Source organism: Nocardiopsis sp. iso_40, assembly GCF_056173285.1.
In genome coordinates, this window is the sequence record NZ_CM149666.1 from 2872870 (window position 1) to 2890278 (window position 17409).

A 17409-nucleotide genomic window follows, 5' to 3' on the forward strand; every position below is an offset into this window, starting at 1 on the left:
ATGGCCCCGTGCCCCTGGAAAACGGCCCCGTGCCCCTGGAAAGGGCGCGGGGCGGGGACAGCGAACCGGAAAGGTGCACGCCCCTCATGCTGCACACCCTCATCGTCGGCCTGGGCAGATCGGGACTGGGACTGCATGCGCCGTCGCTCGCCAAGGCTCGGGCGGCGGCCCCCGCCCACTTCGCTCCGGGGCCGATCCTGGGGTACGACCCCCACCGCGGCCGGGCCGAGGGGGTCCTCACGGTCCCCTCCCTGGAGGAGGCCGCCCGGCGCCGTCCGCCGTCCGAGACGGTCGTCCACCTGTGTACGCCGCCCCACCTACGGGCGCGGATACTGCAGGACCTGGCCCTCCTGGGCTACCGCATGGTCATCGTGGAGAAGCCCCTGGCCCTGGACCTGGCGGAACTGGCCGAGATCGCCCGGCTGCGCCGCCGCTGGGGGATGGACCTGACCGTCTCCACCCCGTGGTCGGCCAGCTCGCTGAGCCGACGGCTGCTCGCGGTACGCCGCGGCGGAGCCTTCGGACGCCTGCGTGCCCTCACGGTGCTCCAGCACAAACCCCGCTTCACCCGCACCCTGGAGTTTCCGGGGCACCCCAGCGCCTTCGACGTCGAGGTCCCCCACGCCCTGGCCCTGGCGGTCGCACTCGCGGGCGGTGCCGACGTCGCCTCGGCCGAACTGTCCGACATGGCCGTCGCCGGAGCCCGGCTGCCCGGCCTGGGCGGGGCACGCCTGGACCTGGTCCACCACATCGGGGTGCTCACCCGGATCGAGTCCGACCTGACCGCGCCGCTGCGTGAGAGGCGCATCGTGCTGGAGTTCGACGAGGCGGTCCTGACCGGCCACTTCCCCTGCAGCGAGGCCGACCACACCGCACAGCTCTCCGTGGCCGTCCCAGGACACGAACCGGCCCGGTCGGTCTTTCCCGACGACGCGCTCACCGAGCTCCTGGGCTCGTGCTACGCGCGCTACTCCAGTTCCCCCCGCCCCCCGGGCGACCTTTCGGTGCACGTGGAAGCGGTCCGCCTGCTGGCCGAGGCCAAGAACCTGTGCTCACCGCACACCGCCGACCAGGAGGTGAACAGTGCTGTTGGAGCCTGAGCCGTTCCGCCTGGCAGGAATCGGGGACGAGGCCGCACCGGGGCTGCCGGAGCAGCTCACGGCCGTGACGGAGCTCGGTTGGAACCTGCTGGAGCTGCGCACCCTGGAAGGTGTGCCCGTCGCCGCCCTGACTGAGGCCGAGTTCGCGCGGGCGGCGGAGCAGATCCGCGCGCACGGTGTGGAGGTGGTCGCCGTCGCGGCCAAGATCGGGGACTGGTCGCGCCCCGCGACCGGGGACTTCGCGGTGGACCTTGCCGAACTCGACGTGCTGGCCCGGCGCTGCGCCGTACTGGGGACGCGCATGGTGCGGATCATGTCCTACCCCTCCGGAGGGCTGGCCGAGCCCGAGTGGGGGCGGCTGGTCCGCTCCCGGATGCGTGAACTGGTCCGGCGCGCCGAGGACTCGGGCCTGGTCCTGGTGCACGAGAACTGCGCCGGGTGGGCCGGAGAGGACGCCGACCGGGTCCTGGACCTGATCGCGCGGATCGACAGCCCCGCGCTGCGGGTGCTGTTCGACACCGGCAACGGGGTCGCCCACGGCTACGACGCCGTGGCCATGCTCCGCCCGCTCGCGGAGTACGTGGCCCACGTCCACGTCAAGGACGCGGTCGGCCTCCCCGGCGGCGACACCGCCTACGTGCGCCCCGGCGAGGGCGGGGCCGGGGTGGAGGAGTGCCTGCGGGTCCTGGCCGAGCACGGGTACCGGGGAGCCCTGTCCATCGAACCCCACCTGGCTCTGCGCCCCCACCTGAGGGCGGACGGCGCCGACCCCGGACGCGGCGACCGGGCCGCGTTCGTGGAGTACGGGCGGGTGCTGGAGGAGATGGTGCTCCGGATCCACGACATGGAAGAGACCCGATGACGTTGACCGAGCCGGACCGCGCCCTGCTGCTGCGGTTGCTGGAAACGCCCACCGCGGGCCCCCTGGAGGTCGGTGACACCGGCCCCGCCCCCCGCCTGTGGGAGGCCCAGCACGACTACGCCCGCGCCGCCGAACGGATCGGGTTCACAGTGGTGCACCACGGCCCGGCCGAACCGGCTGACCTGGCCGGGGACGGGGTGCCCGCAACGGTGCGCGCGGCCGCCGCGGACCCCGCCTTTCTGGCCGACCAGCCCAGCCTGGTCCTGCGCCTGGGGCCCGAGGAGGTGCCGCGCGAACGCACCGTGATGTTCAACGTCCACCTCGACACGGTCGCGGGGGGACCACCGGCCGCCTTCGACGGGGAGGTCTTCCACGGCCGGGGGGCCATCGACGCCAAGGGGCCCGCGGTGGCGCTGCTGGCCGGGGTGCGCGCCGCACGGGAGAGTTCGGCGGCCCTGGGGCGCGACAGCGCGGTGATCGTCCAGGCGGTGGCCGGGGAGGAGGGCGGCGCCATGGGTGTGCTGGGCACCCGCCCCCTGGTCGAACGCGGCCACGTGGGCCGGCTCAACGTGTTCTGCGAACCCACGTCCGGGAGGTTCCTCACCCGGTCCACGGCCTCGATGACCGCCCGGGTGTCGGTGCACGGCGACGACGCCGTCGACGACCGGCCGCACACCGGGCACAACGCCTCGGTCCTGCTGGGGTTCCTCGCCCAGCGGATGGGCCGTTCCCTGGACGGGCGAGCCCGCGAGGGGGCGGTGTGCGTGGCCGGACTGCACACCGGAACCCTGCACAACCGGGTGTACGGCACCGGAGGACTGCTGCTCAACCTCTCCTACGGCGACGCCGGGGCGGGCAGGGACCTGGAGGAGGCCGTGACCACGGCCTTCGACACCGCCGTGGCGGAGTTCTCCCACTCCTTCGCTGACACCGCCCTGTTCGCCCGGACCGCCAGGGACGCACGGCGGCTCACCCGGCTGGACTGGCCCAAACGCGGGCTGCCGGTACTGGACGACCGCGACGGATGGGGACACGGCCTGCTGCGCGGGGCCGGGATTCCGCCCTGGCCCGAGGACGAGCCCGCCTTCACCTGTGACGCCATCTGGATGGCGGACGTCCCCGGCGCCTGCACGGTCGTGTTGGGACCCGGGGACCTGGCCGCCAACGGAGCCCACGGCGACGCGGAGTTCGCCCGCCTGCCGGACCTGGACGGGTTCGCCGCCACGGTGGCCCGCCTCCTGACCTCCTTCACCGACGAGACGATTGGACGACTGTGACGACCCTCTCCCCGGAGTCCCCGGGAGCCTCCCCGCCAGGAGCGACCGTCCTGACCGACCACGGCGCCCTGCTGTCCTTCCTCACGGAGGTGTTCACGGGCCGGGGCGTGCCCCCGGGCCGTGCGGCCGAGGCGGCACGGGCCCTGTGCCACGGCGATCTGACCGGGATGGACTCCCACGGCGTCGCCAACCTGGCCCGGCTCTACCTGCCCCTGCTCGACGAGGGGCGGGCCGACCCCCGGGCCGAGCCCCGGATCCTGGCCGACCTGGGCGCGGCCGTGCTGCTAGACGCCGAACGGTCCCTCGGACTGTGGTCGGCCCCGGAGGCGATGGACCTGGCCGTGCGGCGGGCCGAGAGCCACGGCGTCGGGCTGGTGTCGGTGCGCGGCGCCACCCACCTGGGATGCGCCGGACACCCGGCGCTGCGCGCGGCCGAACGCGGGCTGGTCGGCGTGGTGGCGAGCAACTGCGGGGGCCAGCGCATCGCCCGGCCCCCGGGCGGTGCGGTGACCATGCTGGGCACCAACCCGCTGGCCGTGGCCGCCCCGGCGGGCGCGCACCCCCCGTTCCTGTTGGACATGAGTACCACGGCCGCGCCCACCGGCCGGGTGCGCCAGGCGGCACGGGAGGGCCGGTCGCTTCCCGAGGGACTGCTGTGCGACGACTCCGGCGCCCCGGTCACCGATCCGGCGGAGTTCGACGCCGGCAGGGCCCACCTGAGCTGGTTGGGCGGCGAGGTGGGCCGGTTCAAGGGTTTCGGCCTCGGGCTGATGGTGGAGGTGCTGTCCGCCGTGGTGTCCGGTTCGGGGCGCGGCCCCCACGCCGACGCCCTGGCCGGTGACGGAGGGCCCGGCGGTCGGGACGACGACATCGGGTTCCTGCTGTTGGCCATCGCCCCCGACGCGCTGCGCGAAGGGGCCCGAGCCGACGCCGAGGACCTGTTCGGGGCGGTCACGGCGTGCCCTCCCCTCGACCGGGGCCGACCGGTGCGCTATCCGGGCTGGCACGAACACCACAGGATGCGGGAGCGGACCGCCCACGGGGTGCCGCTGGCCGCGGACCTGTACGCGGAACTGGTGGAGGTGGCCGCGCGGGAGGGCGTCCCCGCGCCGCCGGTCTCGGGGGAGGTGCGATGAGCGGGCCCCTGCGAGTGGGAGTGGTCGGGCTGGGGGTGATCGCCCGCTTCCACCTGGCGGCGCTGGCCGCCTCCCCGGACTGGGACCTGGTGGCGGTGTGCGACCTGGACCCGGCCAGGGCCCTCGAACCGCGGCCGGGTGTGACCGGGTACACCGACCACACCCGGATGCTGGCCGAGGCCGGCCTGGACGCGGTCGTGGTCACCGCACCCAACGACACGCACGCCCGGATCTGCGCCGACGCCCTCACCGCCGGGGTGGCGGTGTGCGTGGAGAAGCCCCTGGCACTGGACCTGGCGGAGGGGGAGGCGCTGGCCGCCCTGGCCCGGGACCGGGGTGTGCCGTTGACCACGGCCTTCCACCGCCGCCACAACTCCGAGTTCGCCGCCCTGCGGGAGCGGATCGGCGGGCGGACGGTGACGGAGGCGACCGTGCGCTATCTGGAGCGGATCGAGGAGCACGCGGGGCCCGACACCTGGTACCTGGACCCGGCGCGCTGTGGAGGCGGGTGTGTGGCCGACAACGGTCCCAACGCCTTCAACCTCGTGGAAGCGCTGCTGGGCCGGGCCGAGGTGACCGGTGCCCGGGTCGGCTACGACGGGGCCGGGGTGGACCGGTGGGCCGACGTGACGATGGTTTCCGGGCCGGCCCGGGCCCGGGTGCTCCTGGACTGGTCCCATCCCGGTGAGCGCAAGGACGTCGAGGTGCGCACGGCTGACGGCCGGGTGTGGACGGCTGACCTGCTGTCCGGGCGCCCCGCCTTCAAGGAGTCGCTGTGGCACGAGTACGAGGGCATCGCCGCCGAGTTCGCCCGGCGGGTGCGCCGGGTCGGTGCGGTGGGCGAGGACGGTGTGTCGGAGCTGCGCCTGGTCGGTGAGGTCTACCGGACGGCGCTACAGCAGGAGGGGGCGGGGCGGTGAACCCGTACGAGGACGGGCCCAAACGAGAGGTGTCCGCTGACCTGGTCAAGGTGCTGGTGCACCGCAGGGATGAGCGGGGGATGCGGTTGGAGCCGTTCGCGAGCCGGTGCGTGCGCGCGGGTGAGGTCCATGAGCTGGTGGCGACCGACCACACCGGGACCGCCGCCGGTTCCAGGATCGACCGGGTGGGGTTCCTGGGTTTCGCCGAGGTCACCCGTGCGGGGGTCGTGGACCGGGGCGACGAGGTGTGGATCGGCTCCCGCCGGGTGGGTGTGGTCCTGGGGTTCGACGCGTGCCACACGCCCAACCACTACAACGTGTTGGTACACGCCGATCCGGTGCCGACCGGGAGCGATCTGGAGCTGTCGCCGGGTGAGCCGGTCGTGTTCCGCCAGGGGGCACCGCTGGACACGGCGGGCCACCCTTTCACGCAATCCCCCGTGAATTCCCACAAATGTCCGATATAAAAATTCAGTAGGCGTGGAATTCTCTTTGCTCTGGCTTTTGCAGGGTTGTCCAATGGGGTAATCTATTGGCGAAGCCGAGGTGATCACCCGGCTCTCTGGGGCTTCTTTCCCTGGTGTTTTATTTCCGTTTTTCGCGATTTTTTGTGGAGGATATCCTATGACGACTGCCACCAAGTCCAACGAGCGCCTCGAAGAGCGTTTCCGTCTGTGGGACAACGACGGCAACGGCGTGATCGAACGCTCGGACTTCGAGGCCGAGGCCGACGACATCATCAACCGGTTCGGTGTCCAGGACAGCCCCAAGGGCGCGGCGCTCCGGACGGCCTACCTGGGCATGTTCGACCTTCTGGCGAACGCGGCCAACACCGACCGCATGAGCAAGGAGCAGTTCACCGAGGTCGCCATGCAGGAGATCGTCAGCAAGGGTGACGCCGGCTTCGCCCGGGTCGTCCAGCCGACGATCCAGGCCATCGTCGACGTCCTGGACGTCGACGGTGACGGGGAGATCAGCCGGACTGAGATGGAGAAGTGGTTCGCTTCCATCGGTCTGAGCGGCGCCCAGGCCGACAGCGCCTTCACCGACATCGACACCGACGGCAGCGGCAACCTGTCCACCGCCGAACTGGTGGCCGCCGTGCGCGACTACCACCTCGGCAAGAACGACATCCCCCTGCTCGGCGTCTGACCTCCCCCGGAGCCAGAGTCCCGGTTCGGCCACGAACCCTCGTGGCCGAACCCCCGCCCCCCGAACCCCCAACCATTCTCCGCGAAGCGGGAAAAGTGAATTCAGTTCTTTCCTCCCAGGATTTTGAAGAGTACAGTACACGCGGGCCGGGAGTCCCTTTCTTCGACCAGTCGAAAACCTTCCGAAGACTGTGGGAGGGGATCAGGGAGAACTGCGTCCGGGTCATGGACGACGGTAAGTTCTCCCACGGCGCCACGGTCGCCGAACTCGAACGCGCGCTGGAACACCGGACCGGGGCCCGACACGTCGTCGGCGTCAACTCCGGGACCGACGCCCTCGTTCTGCTGCTGCGCGCCGCAGGGCTGCGCCCCGGGGACGAGGTGATCGTCCCCGCCTACACCTTCGTCGCCACCGCCACCGCCGTCGTGCACGCCGGCGGCGTCCCCGTCTTCGCCGACATCGAGGAGCACGGGTACGGCATCGACCCGGCCTCGGCGGCGCGGGTCCTCACCGAGCGCACCCGCATGATCATGCCGGTCCACCTCTTCGACCGGCTCGCCGACATGGAGGGCGTGAACCAGCTCGCCCGCGCGCACGGGCTGACCGTGCTGGAGGACAGCGCGGAGGCCATCGGCATGCGTTCGGGCGGAACACACGCCGGGCTGCTCAGCACCGGAGGCGTGCTCTCCTTCTTCCCGGCCAAGACGCTGGGGGCCGTCGGTGACGCCGGGGCGATCCTCACCGACGACGACACCATCGCGGAGACCGCGCGGATGCTGCGCCACCACGGCCGCTCCGGGCGCACCCTGGCCGCCTTCCCCGGCATCTCCAACCCCACGGCCGTCACCGGGTGCAACAGCAAGATGGACGACATCCAGGCCGCGGTGCTGCTGGCCAAGCTCACCCGGCTGGACGCCGACATCGAACGCCGAGCCGCCCTGTCGCGCCGCTACGACGAACGGCTGAGCGGCCTGCCCGGGGTACGCGCGGTGCCGGGCGGTACCGCCCCCCGCCCCGGAGAGGACCGGGTGGTCTACGTCCACCTCGTCGAGGTGGACGACCGCGACGGCCTGGTGGCCCACCTGACCGCGGCGGGCATCGGCACCGAGGTCTACTACCCGCGCCCGCTGCACCTGCAGCCGTGCTTCGCCCACCTGGGCCACCGGCCGGGCGACCTGCCCCGGGCCGAGGCGGTGTGCCGCTCGGCCGTGGCACTGCCGCTCTACCCCGACCTGGAACCGGAACAGGTCGACCGGGTCTGCGACGAGATCGAACGCTTCCTCACCGGGGGGACCAGGTGACCGTGACCAAGGAACGGGCCATCCCGTTCTTCCCGCCCGACCTGTTCGACGGCGACCGCGAGACCCTGCTGGACGCCCTGTACGAGGTCGGTACCGACCCCGAACAGAAGTTCATCCTGGGACGTCGCACCGCCCGGTTCGAGGAGGCGATACGCACCCGCCTGGGCGCGGGCGAGGCGGTGGCCTGCTCCAGCGGGACCTCCGCGCTCACCCTGGTTCTGGCGGCCCTGGACCTGGGTCCCGGCCAGGAGGTGATCGTCCCCGCCTTCGGGTGCGCGCCCCTGGCGAGCACCGTCCTGTCCCTGGGCGCCACCCCGGTGTTCGCCGACATCGCCCCGCAGACGATGACCATGGACCCCGAGCACGCCCGGACACTGGTCAGCGACCGGACCCGGGTGCTGATGCCCGCCCACATGTTCTCCGTCATGGCCGACATGCCGCGCCTGCGCGCCCTGGCCGAACAGGCGGGCGTGCGGCTCGTCGAGGACGCGGCGCTGGCCCAGGGAGGCGTACTCCGGGGCCGCCCCGCCGGGCTTTGGGGCGACGCAGGGGTGTACTCCTTCGTCCAGGTCAAGACCTTCGGTATGCCCGGCGAGGGCGGCGTGGTCCTGTCCGGCGACACCGGGCTCGCCGACCGGGTGCGGATGCTGCGCAACCACGGCCAGGACGGGCGCAACAGGTTCCTCCACCACCGCGTCGGCCACAACAGCCGCTTCGACGAGGTGATGGCCGCCTTCCAACTGCACCGCCTGGCCGGACTGGAGGAGCGCCTCGCCCGCCGCACCGCGATCTGCTCCTACTACTCCGAACAGTTCCGCGACCTGGCCGACGCGGGGATCGTCGCGCCGCCCGCGGGCGGGGACGGCCGATTCCCCTACGTGTACACGCTCCTGTGCGAGGACCGCGACGGGCTGCGCGACCACCTGGCGGCGGAGGGGATCGACACCCACGTCTACTACCCCAGGATCCTGCCCGAACAGCCCGCCTTCGTCCCGCACGCCCGGTCCGACGGCCACTGGCCCCGGGCCCGGGACGCGGCGCGCCGCAACATCTCCCTGCCCCTGTACCCGCACCTGACCGACGCCCATGTCGAGCACGTGGCCGCCGCGGTCCGCGCGTTCGCCCTCGGGAGGCAACGATGACCGACCACATGACCGCACCCCCGGCCGCACCGAGCCCGCCGGCGGCCGCACCGCGCCCCACCCTCGGCGCCTACGCCCGGCTGGCCAAGCTCGACATCGTCGACTACTACATCGGTCTGCCGCTGGTCTTCGCCATGACCCTGCCCCTGCTGGGGCTGCGCGTCCAGAACCTCGGCTTCCTCCTGCTGGTCCTGGTCGCCGAGATCGCCGTGGTGGCCGCGATGGTCGCCTTCGACGACGTCACCGGGTACCGGGACGGCTCCGACGCCGCGAACTACGGCTCCGACGCGGCCCGGCGCAGGCTCGCCCGCAAACCCCTGGTCGCGGGTACCCTCACCGAGCCCCAGGCGCTGAACTTCGGGCGTGCGGCGACCGCCGCGAGTGTGCTGCTGTGGGCCCTGGTGGTGGCGCTGGCCCCGCACCGGCCGCTGTGGGCCGTGGCCGGCGCGGCGCTGTGCCTGGTCGCGTCCGTCCAGTACTCCTGGGGGCTGAAGATCAGCTACCGGGGGTTCCAGGAACTCTTCCTCATCGGGCTTGGGGTCGGCTGGGTCCTGGTCCCCTACGGGCTGCTCGTCGGGCAGGTCGACGGGTTCGTCGTCGTCCAGGCGCTGATCTTCGGGGGCGGTCCGATGATCTTCGGCCTGTACTCCAACACCAACGACGCCGACGGGGACCGGGCCGCCGGACGGATCACCGTCGCCGCGCAGGTCTCGTCCCGCACCAACACGGCCTTCATCATCGCGCTCACCGCGGCGGAGACCCTGCTGGTCACCGGTTCGCACCTGGCCGGTGTCGCCCCGTGGTGGTTCCCGGTCGTCCTGCTGCCCGTCATCGCCCTGCGCGCGGCCCAACTGTTCATCGGGTTCGTCCGCGGCGACATCCTGCGCGCCCGCCGCATGGCCATCCACACCCACCGGGTCACGGTGGTGCTGCTCATCGGCGCCAACCTGCTCGTCCCGTTCCTGCCCGGGACGTCGGTGTGAGCGCCCCCGTCGACGCGGCGGTGGTCGGCGCCGGACCCGCCGGGCTCGCCACCGCGCACCTGCTGGCCGCCGCCGGGCACACCGTGCGGGTCCTGGAGGCCGCCGAGGCCGTGGGCGGGCGGATGCGCACACTGCGCACGGACGGCTACCTCGTCGACACCGGAGCGGAGATGCTCCCGTCCGCGGACGCCTACCCGGCCACCTGGCGGCTCATCCGCGCCGTGGGCATGGACGCCGACCCGCGGGCGGTCCCCCTGGTACGCGGGGCCCTGTCGGTGTGGTGGCAGGGGCGGTCCCGCCCGCACGCCGGCCGCCCCCTGGGCCTGCTCACCGGCATGGGCCTGCCCCTGGGCGCCCGCCTGGACCTGGCACGCCTGCAACTGCGGCTGGGCAGGGCCGGACTGGACCCGGACCGGCCCGAGCGGGCCGCGCTCCCCGAACGGACCGTCGCCGACCTCCTGCGGCACCACCACCCGCACCTGCGCGAGCGCCTGCTGGGCCCGCTGGCCTCGGGGTTCTTCGGGTGGCCGGTGGAACGCGCCGCCGCCGCGCCCTTCGCCGCCCACCTCGTCGCCTCCGGCAGCACCGCGACCTGGCGCACCTACCGGGACGGGATGGACACCCTCACCCGGGCGCTGGCGGCCCGGCTCGACGTGCGCACCGACCACCCGGTCACCGGGGTGGACCCCGGCCCCGGCGGGGTGCGCCTGGACTCGCCCAGGGGGGCGCTCACCGCCCGGGCGGCCGTCCTGGCCGTACCCGCCCCCGTCGCCGCCCGCCTCCACCCCGGGGCGCCCCCGGCCGAACGCGAGTACCTGACCTCCTGCGGGTACGCGCCGATGCTCCGGCTGTCCCTGATGCTGGACGCGCCGCTGTCCCCGCGCGGAGCACGCCGGGGCTTCGCCCACCTGGTGCCCGGGGACCCGCTGCTCGCGGTGGTCACCGTCGACCACGCCAAACACCCCGGCCGGGCGCCCCGGGGGCGGGGCCTGGTCTCCCTGATCGCCACCCCGGCGGGAGCGGAGGAACTGCTCGACGCCCCCGACGACGTGGTGGTCCGGCGCCTGGTGCGAAGGGCCGAACGCGTCCTGCCCGGGGTGGGTGCGCGCGTGCGCGGGGCGCTCATCCACCGGTTCCGGCACGGTCTGCCCCTGCCCGAACCCCGGACGCTGGCCGCCCGCCCCGCGTTCGCCGCCCGCCCCCCGGCGGCCGTCGACTACGCCGGGGACTGGACCTCACTGCGCCCGTGCAGCGAGGGGGCGGTCACCTCGGCGTTCACGGCCGCCGAACGCGTCTCGGCCCTCCTCGCCGCGAACCGCGAACCGACTCCGATCGAGGTCTGATGACACTGCTGAGCAAACCCATTCACCTGGGCACCCTCTTCGACGACCTGACCGCGCGCGGGTCCACCACCGCCGTGCGGTTGAGCCGCCCCCTGGACATCGCCCCGGAGGCGGGTGTCGAACTCGACGTGCCCGGAGCCGCGGCCCTGGTGCGCCGGGCCGCCGGATGGTTCGCCGAGGCCGGTGTGCGTTCGGGGGACCGGGTCGCCATCGCCAAACGCAACCACTGGGACTACGTGCTGCTCTCGTGCGCCGCCGCGCGTCTGGGAGCCGTCCCCGCCTCGCTGTCGGCGCACCTGGCACCGGGCACCCTGGAGGTCCTGCTGCGCCGGTTGGACCCGGCGCTGCTGGTCACCGACACCGACCTGCTCCGCGACGCACGGGACGCGGGCCACGACCCCTCGGCGCACGCCCGGCGCACCCTGGTCGTGGACGGGACCGCCGAGGGCGCGCTCTGCCTCGGCGACGTGCGCGGCGCCGCCGCGCCACCGCCGCGCCGCCCGCACCTGGACGCCCCGCTGGCGGTCATGCACACCTCCGGGACCACCGGGGTGCCGAAGCTGGCCGTGCACTCCACCCGCACCATCATGCGCCGGCTGGCGGGGTTCGAATCGCACCGGTGGCCGGTGCTGGGCAGCCGCCGCGACGACACCGTCACCTCCTCGTTCTCCTACGCGCACGGCCGTGCCCTGGCCTGGACCGCGGGGGTGCTGTGGCTGTTCCCCGAAGCGATCTCGGTGATCACCTCGGCGGACTGGGCGGAGGCCGGGCCCGCCCTGCGCCGGCACCGCCCCACCACCCTGGAGGCCCAACCCGCCACCCTGGTGCGCTGGCAGCGGCGCCTCGACGAGGCGGGGGAGGGCCTGCGGCGGGTGCGGTTGTTCGTCAGCACCTTCGACGCGATGCACCCCTCCACCGTCCGTGCCTTCCTCGACGCCAGCGAACGCCGCGCCCCGGTGTGGATGCAGGGGTGGGGACAGAGCGAGACGGGGCCGCTGACCTTCCGTTTCTTCACCCGCCGCTCGCTGGCCCAACGGCAGGGGGTCGAACCCACCACCCGCGACCTGGGGCGCCCGATCCCGGGCCGGGCCCGGCTGCGCGCCGTCGACCCCGGGACCCTGCGCCCCGTCCCGGCGGGCACGCCCGGCCTGCTGTTCTGCCGCACCGAGGCCCTGTGCCTGGGCTACGTCGGCGAGGAGGGCCGCTGGCGTGACAAGCTCGTCGGCCAGTGGTGGAGCACCGGCGACATCGGCTCCGTCGACCGCACCGGCAGGGTCCGGCTGGTGGACCGGGAGGTGGACGCCCTGGCCGAGGGCGGCTGCCTGGAGATCGAGGACGTCGTCGACGAACGGCTCCCGCAGGTGCTGGAGTGCGTCGTGCTGGGGGTCGAGGACGGCCCGCCGGTCCCGGTGGTGGCCGTCGAGGACGGGGCCCTGGAACCCGGTGTGTGGAAGGAGGCCGTGTCCGACCTGCCGACGATGGCCGACCCGGTGGTCCTCACCTGGGACGAGCTGCCGCGCACCGGAACCGGGAAGGTCCGGCGCAACGCGCTGCGCGAGCACCTGGGGCTGCCCGCCGACACCCGTGGGAGGGGGCGGTGGACATGACCGCGACGGCGGTCGCCGCCGCCCCGTTGGCGGGGACCGCGGTGCGGGCCGTGGGCGACACGGTGCCGGTACGGGTCGCGGCGTCCCGGTTGCGGGCGCTGGGCTGCGCGGTCGAGCGGGTGGGCGGCAGACCGCCCGCGGCCGCGTCCGCCGGGCGGATCGACCTGGTCACCGGACCCGCGGGAACGGCCTCTCCGGCCGGGTGCGACCTCGCCTGGTCGCTGCCCTCCGTGCCCCTGGCCGACGAACGCGACGTCCAGGCGGCGTGCGGCCTCGCGTACCTGCACGGGCGGGCCCGGGGCGGCCCCCGGTTCCTGCCGGTCGACTACGCGTCGCTGTGCGCGGGGGCGCTGGCGGCCCAGGCGGTGGCGGTCGCGGCGCTCACCCTGCTGCGCGGAGGACCGGCGCTGCGGGCGTCGGTGTCGGTGGCCGGAGCCGCGCTGCTCGCGGTGGCCCCCTACACCGCCGAGGCCACCGCGACCCGGGGGACGCCGTCGTCCCCGGGTCCGGGGGAGCCGCCGCCGTTCCGGTCCGCCGACGGTGTCCGCTTCGAGATCGAGACCCTCGACCCCGAGGCGTGGCTGCGGTTCTGGGAGGCGCTGGGCGCGCCCACGGCCGCGATCGCCGCCGGGTGGGCGCCGTTCCAACGCCGGTTCGCCACCGCGGTGTGCCCGCTGCCCGCGGCACTGTTCGCGGCCCTGGCGTCCGTGCCGTTCACGGCCGTGCGCGACCTCGCCCGGGAACACGGCGTCGGCGCGGTTCCCCTGCGCCCGCTGGCCGAGGTCACCGACGAGGCCGCGGAGCCGCCGCGGCGCCTCCGCGGCCTCGACGCGCCGCCGGGACCGGACCTGCCGCCGTGGTCGGCCACGGGCCCGGGCCCCCTGGCCGGACTGCGGGTGGTGGAGGCCACCAACCGGGTCCAGGGGCCCCTGGCCGGACTGCTGCTGACCCTGCTGGGAGCCGACACGGTGCGCGTCGAACCGCCGGGCGGCGACCCCATGCGCGGCGTCCCGCCCCTGGTCGGCGGTCTCTCGGCCCGCTTCGCCGCGTTCAACCGGGGCAAGGAGGCGGTCGAGTACGACCTCAGGACCGCCAGGGGCCGCCGTGCGGCGGCCGACCTGGCGTCCGACGGCCACGTCCTGCTCTACAACTGGCCGCCGGGCCGGGCCGAACGGTTCGGCCTGGGCGTGGACGACCTCACCGACCGCGCCCCGGGCCTGGTGCACGTCCACGCCGACGGCTGGGCCGGTGCGGAGCCCTCTCCCGGGGTTCCCGCCACCGACTTCCTGGTCCAGGCCCACGGCGGGGTCGCCGACCTGCTGTTCGACGGTGTCACGGATCCGGCGCCCTCCCTGGTCACCCTCACCGACGTCCTCGGCGGGCTCCTCGCCGCCGAGGCAGCCCTGGCCGGTCTGCTGCTGCGCTCCCGTACGGGTGCCGGCGCGAGCGGCCGGACCGCGCTGGCCGACGCAGCCCGCCTGCTGCGCCGGGTCGGGCGCGGTACCGCCCACCGGCCCCGGACCGGCACGGCGCCGGTCGCGGACCCGGCGTCGGCGGCCCGGACCTTCCCGGAGGCCTTCACCAGGGTCCACGGGGCGGCCCTGCCCCGGGCACCGTGGACGTTCGTCCCCCTGACCGAGGAGGGCCGCTGATGACCTGGACCTCCTCCGCGGGGCTGTCCCTGACCGACCTGGTCCCCGCCGACCTGCGCGCCCGGTGGGTCCGGGAGGGGTTGTGCCCGGGCCTGGACCTGCACTCCCTCTTCCTGGAACGGGTGCGCGAGGACCCCGGGCACGAAGCGGTCGTGGACGGACGCGGCAGCCTGGACCGCGCCGCTCTGGCCGCTCGGGTCCGACGGGCCGCCGCCGCACTGGCCGCCCACGGGTGCGGTGAACGCGACGTCATCGGGGTGCTGCTGCCCGACGGCCGGGACGCGGTCGCCGTCGAACTCGCCGTCGCCGCCCTGGGCGCGGTCGCCCTGCCCGTCCCGCACGGGCGCCCCCGCGCCGACGTGCGCTCCCTGCTGGGGCGCTCACGCGCCGCGCTGGTGGTCACCGACCCCTCCCGCGCGGACGACGTCGAGGGCACCCCGGCGCTGTTCGTGGACACCGCGTCCCTGGACCCCGACGGTTCGTTCGCGCACACGTGCGTCCCCGAACCCGTGCGCCCCGACCCGGAGTCGCCCGCCCGCTTCCTCGTCTCCTCCGGTTCGGAGGGGCAGCCGACGATGGTCGCCTACTCCCACAACGCGATGGCCGGGGGACGGGGCAACTACGCGGGGGCGCTGCTCGCGGGCCCCGGTCCCGCACGCGCCCTCGTGCTGGTCCCCCTCGCCTCGTCCTTCGGCTCGCTGGGCATCGTGGCGCTGGTCCGGCACGGGGCGGCCCTGATCGTCCCGGGGCGGTTCGACCCCGTGGTCGCGCTGCGCGCCGTCGAACGCCACCGCCCCACCCACCTGGTCGGCGTGCCCACCATGCTGCGCCGCGTCGCCCTGACGCGGGAGGAGGCCGACGTCTCGTCGCTGCGGATGGTCGTGGCCAGCGGGGCGCCCCTGCACCGGGAGGTCCGCGAACTGTGCGCGCGGCGTTTCGACCGGCCGGTGGTCAACGTCTACGGCTCCACCGACGGGGTCAACTGCCACACCGGGCACGACCCCGGCGCCTGGGAGCCGGGCATGGCCGGTCGTCCGGACCCGGCCGTCACCGAGATCCGGGTGTGCGATCCGCTGGGGCGGCCCCTGCCGGACGGGGAGGCCGGGGAGATCCGGGCGCGGGGCCCGATGACGCCCCTGTGCCATGTGGCCGACCCCGGCCTGGACGCGGAGCGGCGCGACCCCGGCGGGTGGGTGCGTACCGGCGACGCCGGCCGCCTGGACGCCGCCGGCGTGCTGTGGGTCGTGGACCGGATGAGGCGCACGGTGGTCCGGGGCGGGGTCAACCTCTTCCCGGCCGAGGTGGAACGCGCCCTGAACGCCCACCCGGCGCTGGGCGAGGCCCAGTGCGTCCCCGTGCCCGATCCGGACCTGGGGGAGCGCATGTGCGCCTGCGTGTGCCCGCTGCCGGGGGTGGACCCGCCCTCGCCCCGGGAGCTGATCTCGCATCTGCGTGAGGGGCACGGCGTGGACACGCGCGCTCTGCCCGAACACGTGGTGTTCCTGCCCGCGCTGCCGCTCGGCCCCACCGGGAAGGTGTGCACCGCCACCCTGTCCCGGATGGCGGCCGAGGCGGTCGGCGACCGACCGAACGCACTCCCAGGAGGCTCCTGATGACGGACACCGCCACCGCGGATCCCGGCTACGTCTTCGACAACCACAACGAGAACGCCCGCGACCAGCACCGGTTCCTGGCCGCCGCATACGACCCGCTGACCACCCGCAGGCTGGACGGGGCCGGGGTCGGGCCGGGGTGGCGCTGCCTGGAGGTGGGCGCGGGCGGCGGAGGTGTCGCCCACTGGCTGGCCCGCCGGGTCGTCCCCGGCGGCTCCGTGGTCGCCACCGACGTCAAGCCCGACCACATCGCCCCTGCCGAGGGGTTGCAGGTGTGGCGGCACGACGTCACCAGCGACCCCCTACCGGAGGCGGAGTTCGACCTGGTGCACTCCCGTCTGGTGCTGCTGCACCTGCCCGAGCGGATCGAGGTCCTGAACCGGTTGGTGCGCTCCCTGAAACCGGGCGGGGTGCTGCAGCTGGACGAGTTCGACATCACCTACGGCCCGTCGCTGCTCATGCCGGACCCGGGGGCCCAGGAGCTGTACGAGGAGTTCCTGGCGGCCAAGATCCGGGTGATGTCCCGTGCGGGGGCCGACCCTGCGTGGGGGCGCCACGCGGCCGGGGCGATGCGCCGCGCGGGCCTGGTGGACGTCGACCCGCAGCCGCACGTGGAGCTCTGGGACGCCGGTTCTCCGGGGGTCCACCTCATCGCGCACCACACCCGCCACCTGCGGGACGCGTTCGTACGGGAGGGGATGACCGACGAGCGGCTGGCCCGGGTACGTGATCTGCTGGCCGACCCCTCGTTCCGGGCCTGCTCCTGTGTGGTCTACTCGGTGCAGGGACGCCGCCCCGAGTGAACCCCGCCCCCGGCGAAGCCTGCGGGGAGGCCTCCGGTGGGGCCCGCCGGGGCGGCGCCGGCGCGGTCAGCGCACCGGCGGAGCCATGCCGGTGCCGACCCCCAGCCGGTTGTAGAGGTTGATGAGGGAGACGGCGGTGATGAGCGCGGCCGTCTCCCGCTCGGACAGGTGTGCGGCGGCCGCGGAGTAGACGTCGTCGGGCAGCCCGGCCTGACCGATCCGGGTCAGGGCGTCCACGAGCGCCAGTGCGGCGCGTTCGGCCTCGGTGAAGTGCGACCCGGCCTCGCGCCAGGCTGACACGAGGGCGATGCGCTGCGGTGACATCCCGTCCGTGAGGGCCTGGTGGGTGTGCAGGTCGACGCAGAAGGCGCAGCCGTTGAGGACGGAGGCGCGGATCTTGACCAGGGTGTGCAGGTCCTCGTCGAGGGCGGTGTCCACCACGGCGCTGAGCCGGGCCAGTTCGGTGTACGCCTCGGGCAGATGCTGTGCGATCTGTACGCGGGCCGTGCCCATGGTTC

The 17409-nt window shown here is 74.3% G+C and carries 16 protein-coding genes; 15 read left to right on the plus strand and 1 reads right to left on the minus strand.

Annotation, left to right across the window (positions count from 1 at the left end; genetic code table 11):
- The first annotated feature begins 86 nt into the window (after window positions 1-86).
- From AC0VYD_RS12465 to AC0VYD_RS12535, 15 genes are all read left to right on the plus strand, one after another.
- Window positions 87-1100 carry a Gfo/Idh/MocA family oxidoreductase gene (locus tag AC0VYD_RS12465; protein ID WP_475480030.1) on the plus strand — a complete coding sequence of 338 codons (1014 nt, stop codon included), beginning with the start codon at window positions 87-89 and terminating at the stop codon, window positions 1098-1100.
- Entirely contained in the window at window positions 1084-1962 is an 879-nt protein-coding gene (locus AC0VYD_RS12470) for a sugar phosphate isomerase/epimerase family protein (protein ID WP_475480031.1), read from the plus strand. The genes AC0VYD_RS12465 and AC0VYD_RS12470 overlap by 17 nt, the downstream gene beginning before the upstream one ends.
- Window positions 1959-3239 carry a M20/M25/M40 family metallo-hydrolase gene (locus AC0VYD_RS12475; protein WP_475480032.1) on the plus strand — a complete coding sequence of 427 codons (1281 nt, stop codon included), beginning with the start codon at window positions 1959-1961 and terminating at the stop codon, window positions 3237-3239. The genes AC0VYD_RS12470 and AC0VYD_RS12475 overlap by 4 nt, the downstream gene beginning before the upstream one ends.
- Window positions 3236-4375, plus strand: coding sequence for an Ldh family oxidoreductase (locus tag AC0VYD_RS12480; RefSeq protein ID WP_475480033.1), 1140 nt, complete (start codon window positions 3236-3238; stop codon window positions 4373-4375). The genes AC0VYD_RS12475 and AC0VYD_RS12480 overlap by 4 nt, the downstream gene beginning before the upstream one ends.
- Window positions 4372-5295, plus strand: coding sequence for a Gfo/Idh/MocA family protein (locus AC0VYD_RS12485; protein ID WP_475480034.1), 924 nt, complete (start codon window positions 4372-4374; stop codon window positions 5293-5295). Before AC0VYD_RS12480 ends, AC0VYD_RS12485 begins: the two co-directional genes overlap by 4 nt.
- Window positions 5292-5762 carry a DUF6917 domain-containing protein gene (locus AC0VYD_RS12490; protein ID WP_475480035.1) on the plus strand — a complete coding sequence of 157 codons (471 nt, stop codon included), beginning with the start codon at window positions 5292-5294 and terminating at the stop codon, window positions 5760-5762. Before AC0VYD_RS12485 ends, AC0VYD_RS12490 begins: the two co-directional genes overlap by 4 nt.
- A 157-nt stretch (window positions 5763-5919) precedes the next feature.
- Window positions 5920-6447: an EF-hand domain-containing protein gene (locus AC0VYD_RS12495; protein ID WP_475480036.1), complete on the plus strand. Its 528-nt coding sequence runs from the start codon at window positions 5920-5922 to the stop codon at window positions 6445-6447.
- A gap of 95 nt (window positions 6448-6542) precedes the next feature.
- A complete protein-coding gene (locus AC0VYD_RS12500) occupies window positions 6543-7748 on the plus strand; it encodes a DegT/DnrJ/EryC1/StrS family aminotransferase (protein ID WP_475480037.1) in 1206 nt (401 codons plus the stop codon).
- Window positions 7745-8890, plus strand: coding sequence for a DegT/DnrJ/EryC1/StrS family aminotransferase (locus tag AC0VYD_RS12505; protein WP_475480038.1), 1146 nt, complete (start codon window positions 7745-7747; stop codon window positions 8888-8890). The genes AC0VYD_RS12500 and AC0VYD_RS12505 overlap by 4 nt, the downstream gene beginning before the upstream one ends.
- Window positions 8887-9873, plus strand: a complete 987-nt coding sequence (locus AC0VYD_RS12510; RefSeq protein WP_475480039.1) for a UbiA family prenyltransferase — start codon at window positions 8887-8889, stop codon at window positions 9871-9873. The genes AC0VYD_RS12505 and AC0VYD_RS12510 overlap by 4 nt, the downstream gene beginning before the upstream one ends.
- Window positions 9870-11216, plus strand: a complete 1347-nt coding sequence (locus tag AC0VYD_RS12515; protein ID WP_475480040.1) for a protoporphyrinogen/coproporphyrinogen oxidase — start codon at window positions 9870-9872, stop codon at window positions 11214-11216. The genes AC0VYD_RS12510 and AC0VYD_RS12515 overlap by 4 nt, the downstream gene beginning before the upstream one ends.
- Entirely contained in the window at window positions 11216-12823 is a 1608-nt protein-coding gene (locus tag AC0VYD_RS12520; RefSeq protein ID WP_475480041.1) for a class I adenylate-forming enzyme family protein, read from the plus strand. The genes AC0VYD_RS12515 and AC0VYD_RS12520 overlap by 1 nt, the downstream gene beginning before the upstream one ends.
- Complete coding sequence (locus tag AC0VYD_RS12525; protein ID WP_475480042.1) at window positions 12820-14475, plus strand: CoA transferase; 1656 nt, start codon at window positions 12820-12822, stop codon at window positions 14473-14475. The genes AC0VYD_RS12520 and AC0VYD_RS12525 overlap by 4 nt, the downstream gene beginning before the upstream one ends.
- The gene (locus AC0VYD_RS12530; protein ID WP_475480043.1) at window positions 14475-16088 is read left to right on the plus strand and encodes a class I adenylate-forming enzyme family protein; all 1614 of its coding nucleotides are present in this window, start codon (window positions 14475-14477) and stop codon (window positions 16086-16088) included. The genes AC0VYD_RS12525 and AC0VYD_RS12530 overlap by 1 nt, the downstream gene beginning before the upstream one ends.
- Window positions 16088-16891, plus strand: coding sequence for a class I SAM-dependent methyltransferase (locus AC0VYD_RS12535; RefSeq protein ID WP_475480044.1), 804 nt, complete (start codon window positions 16088-16090; stop codon window positions 16889-16891). Before AC0VYD_RS12530 ends, AC0VYD_RS12535 begins: the two co-directional genes overlap by 1 nt.
- A gap of 66 nt (window positions 16892-16957) precedes the next feature.
- Here the strand turns inward: AC0VYD_RS12535 and AC0VYD_RS12540 are convergent, their stop codons facing one another.
- Window positions 16958-17404 carry a carboxymuconolactone decarboxylase family protein gene (locus tag AC0VYD_RS12540; protein ID WP_475480045.1) on the minus strand — a complete coding sequence of 149 codons (447 nt, stop codon included), beginning with the start codon at window positions 17402-17404 and terminating at the stop codon, window positions 16958-16960.
- Window positions 17405-17409 lie beyond the last annotated feature (5 nt).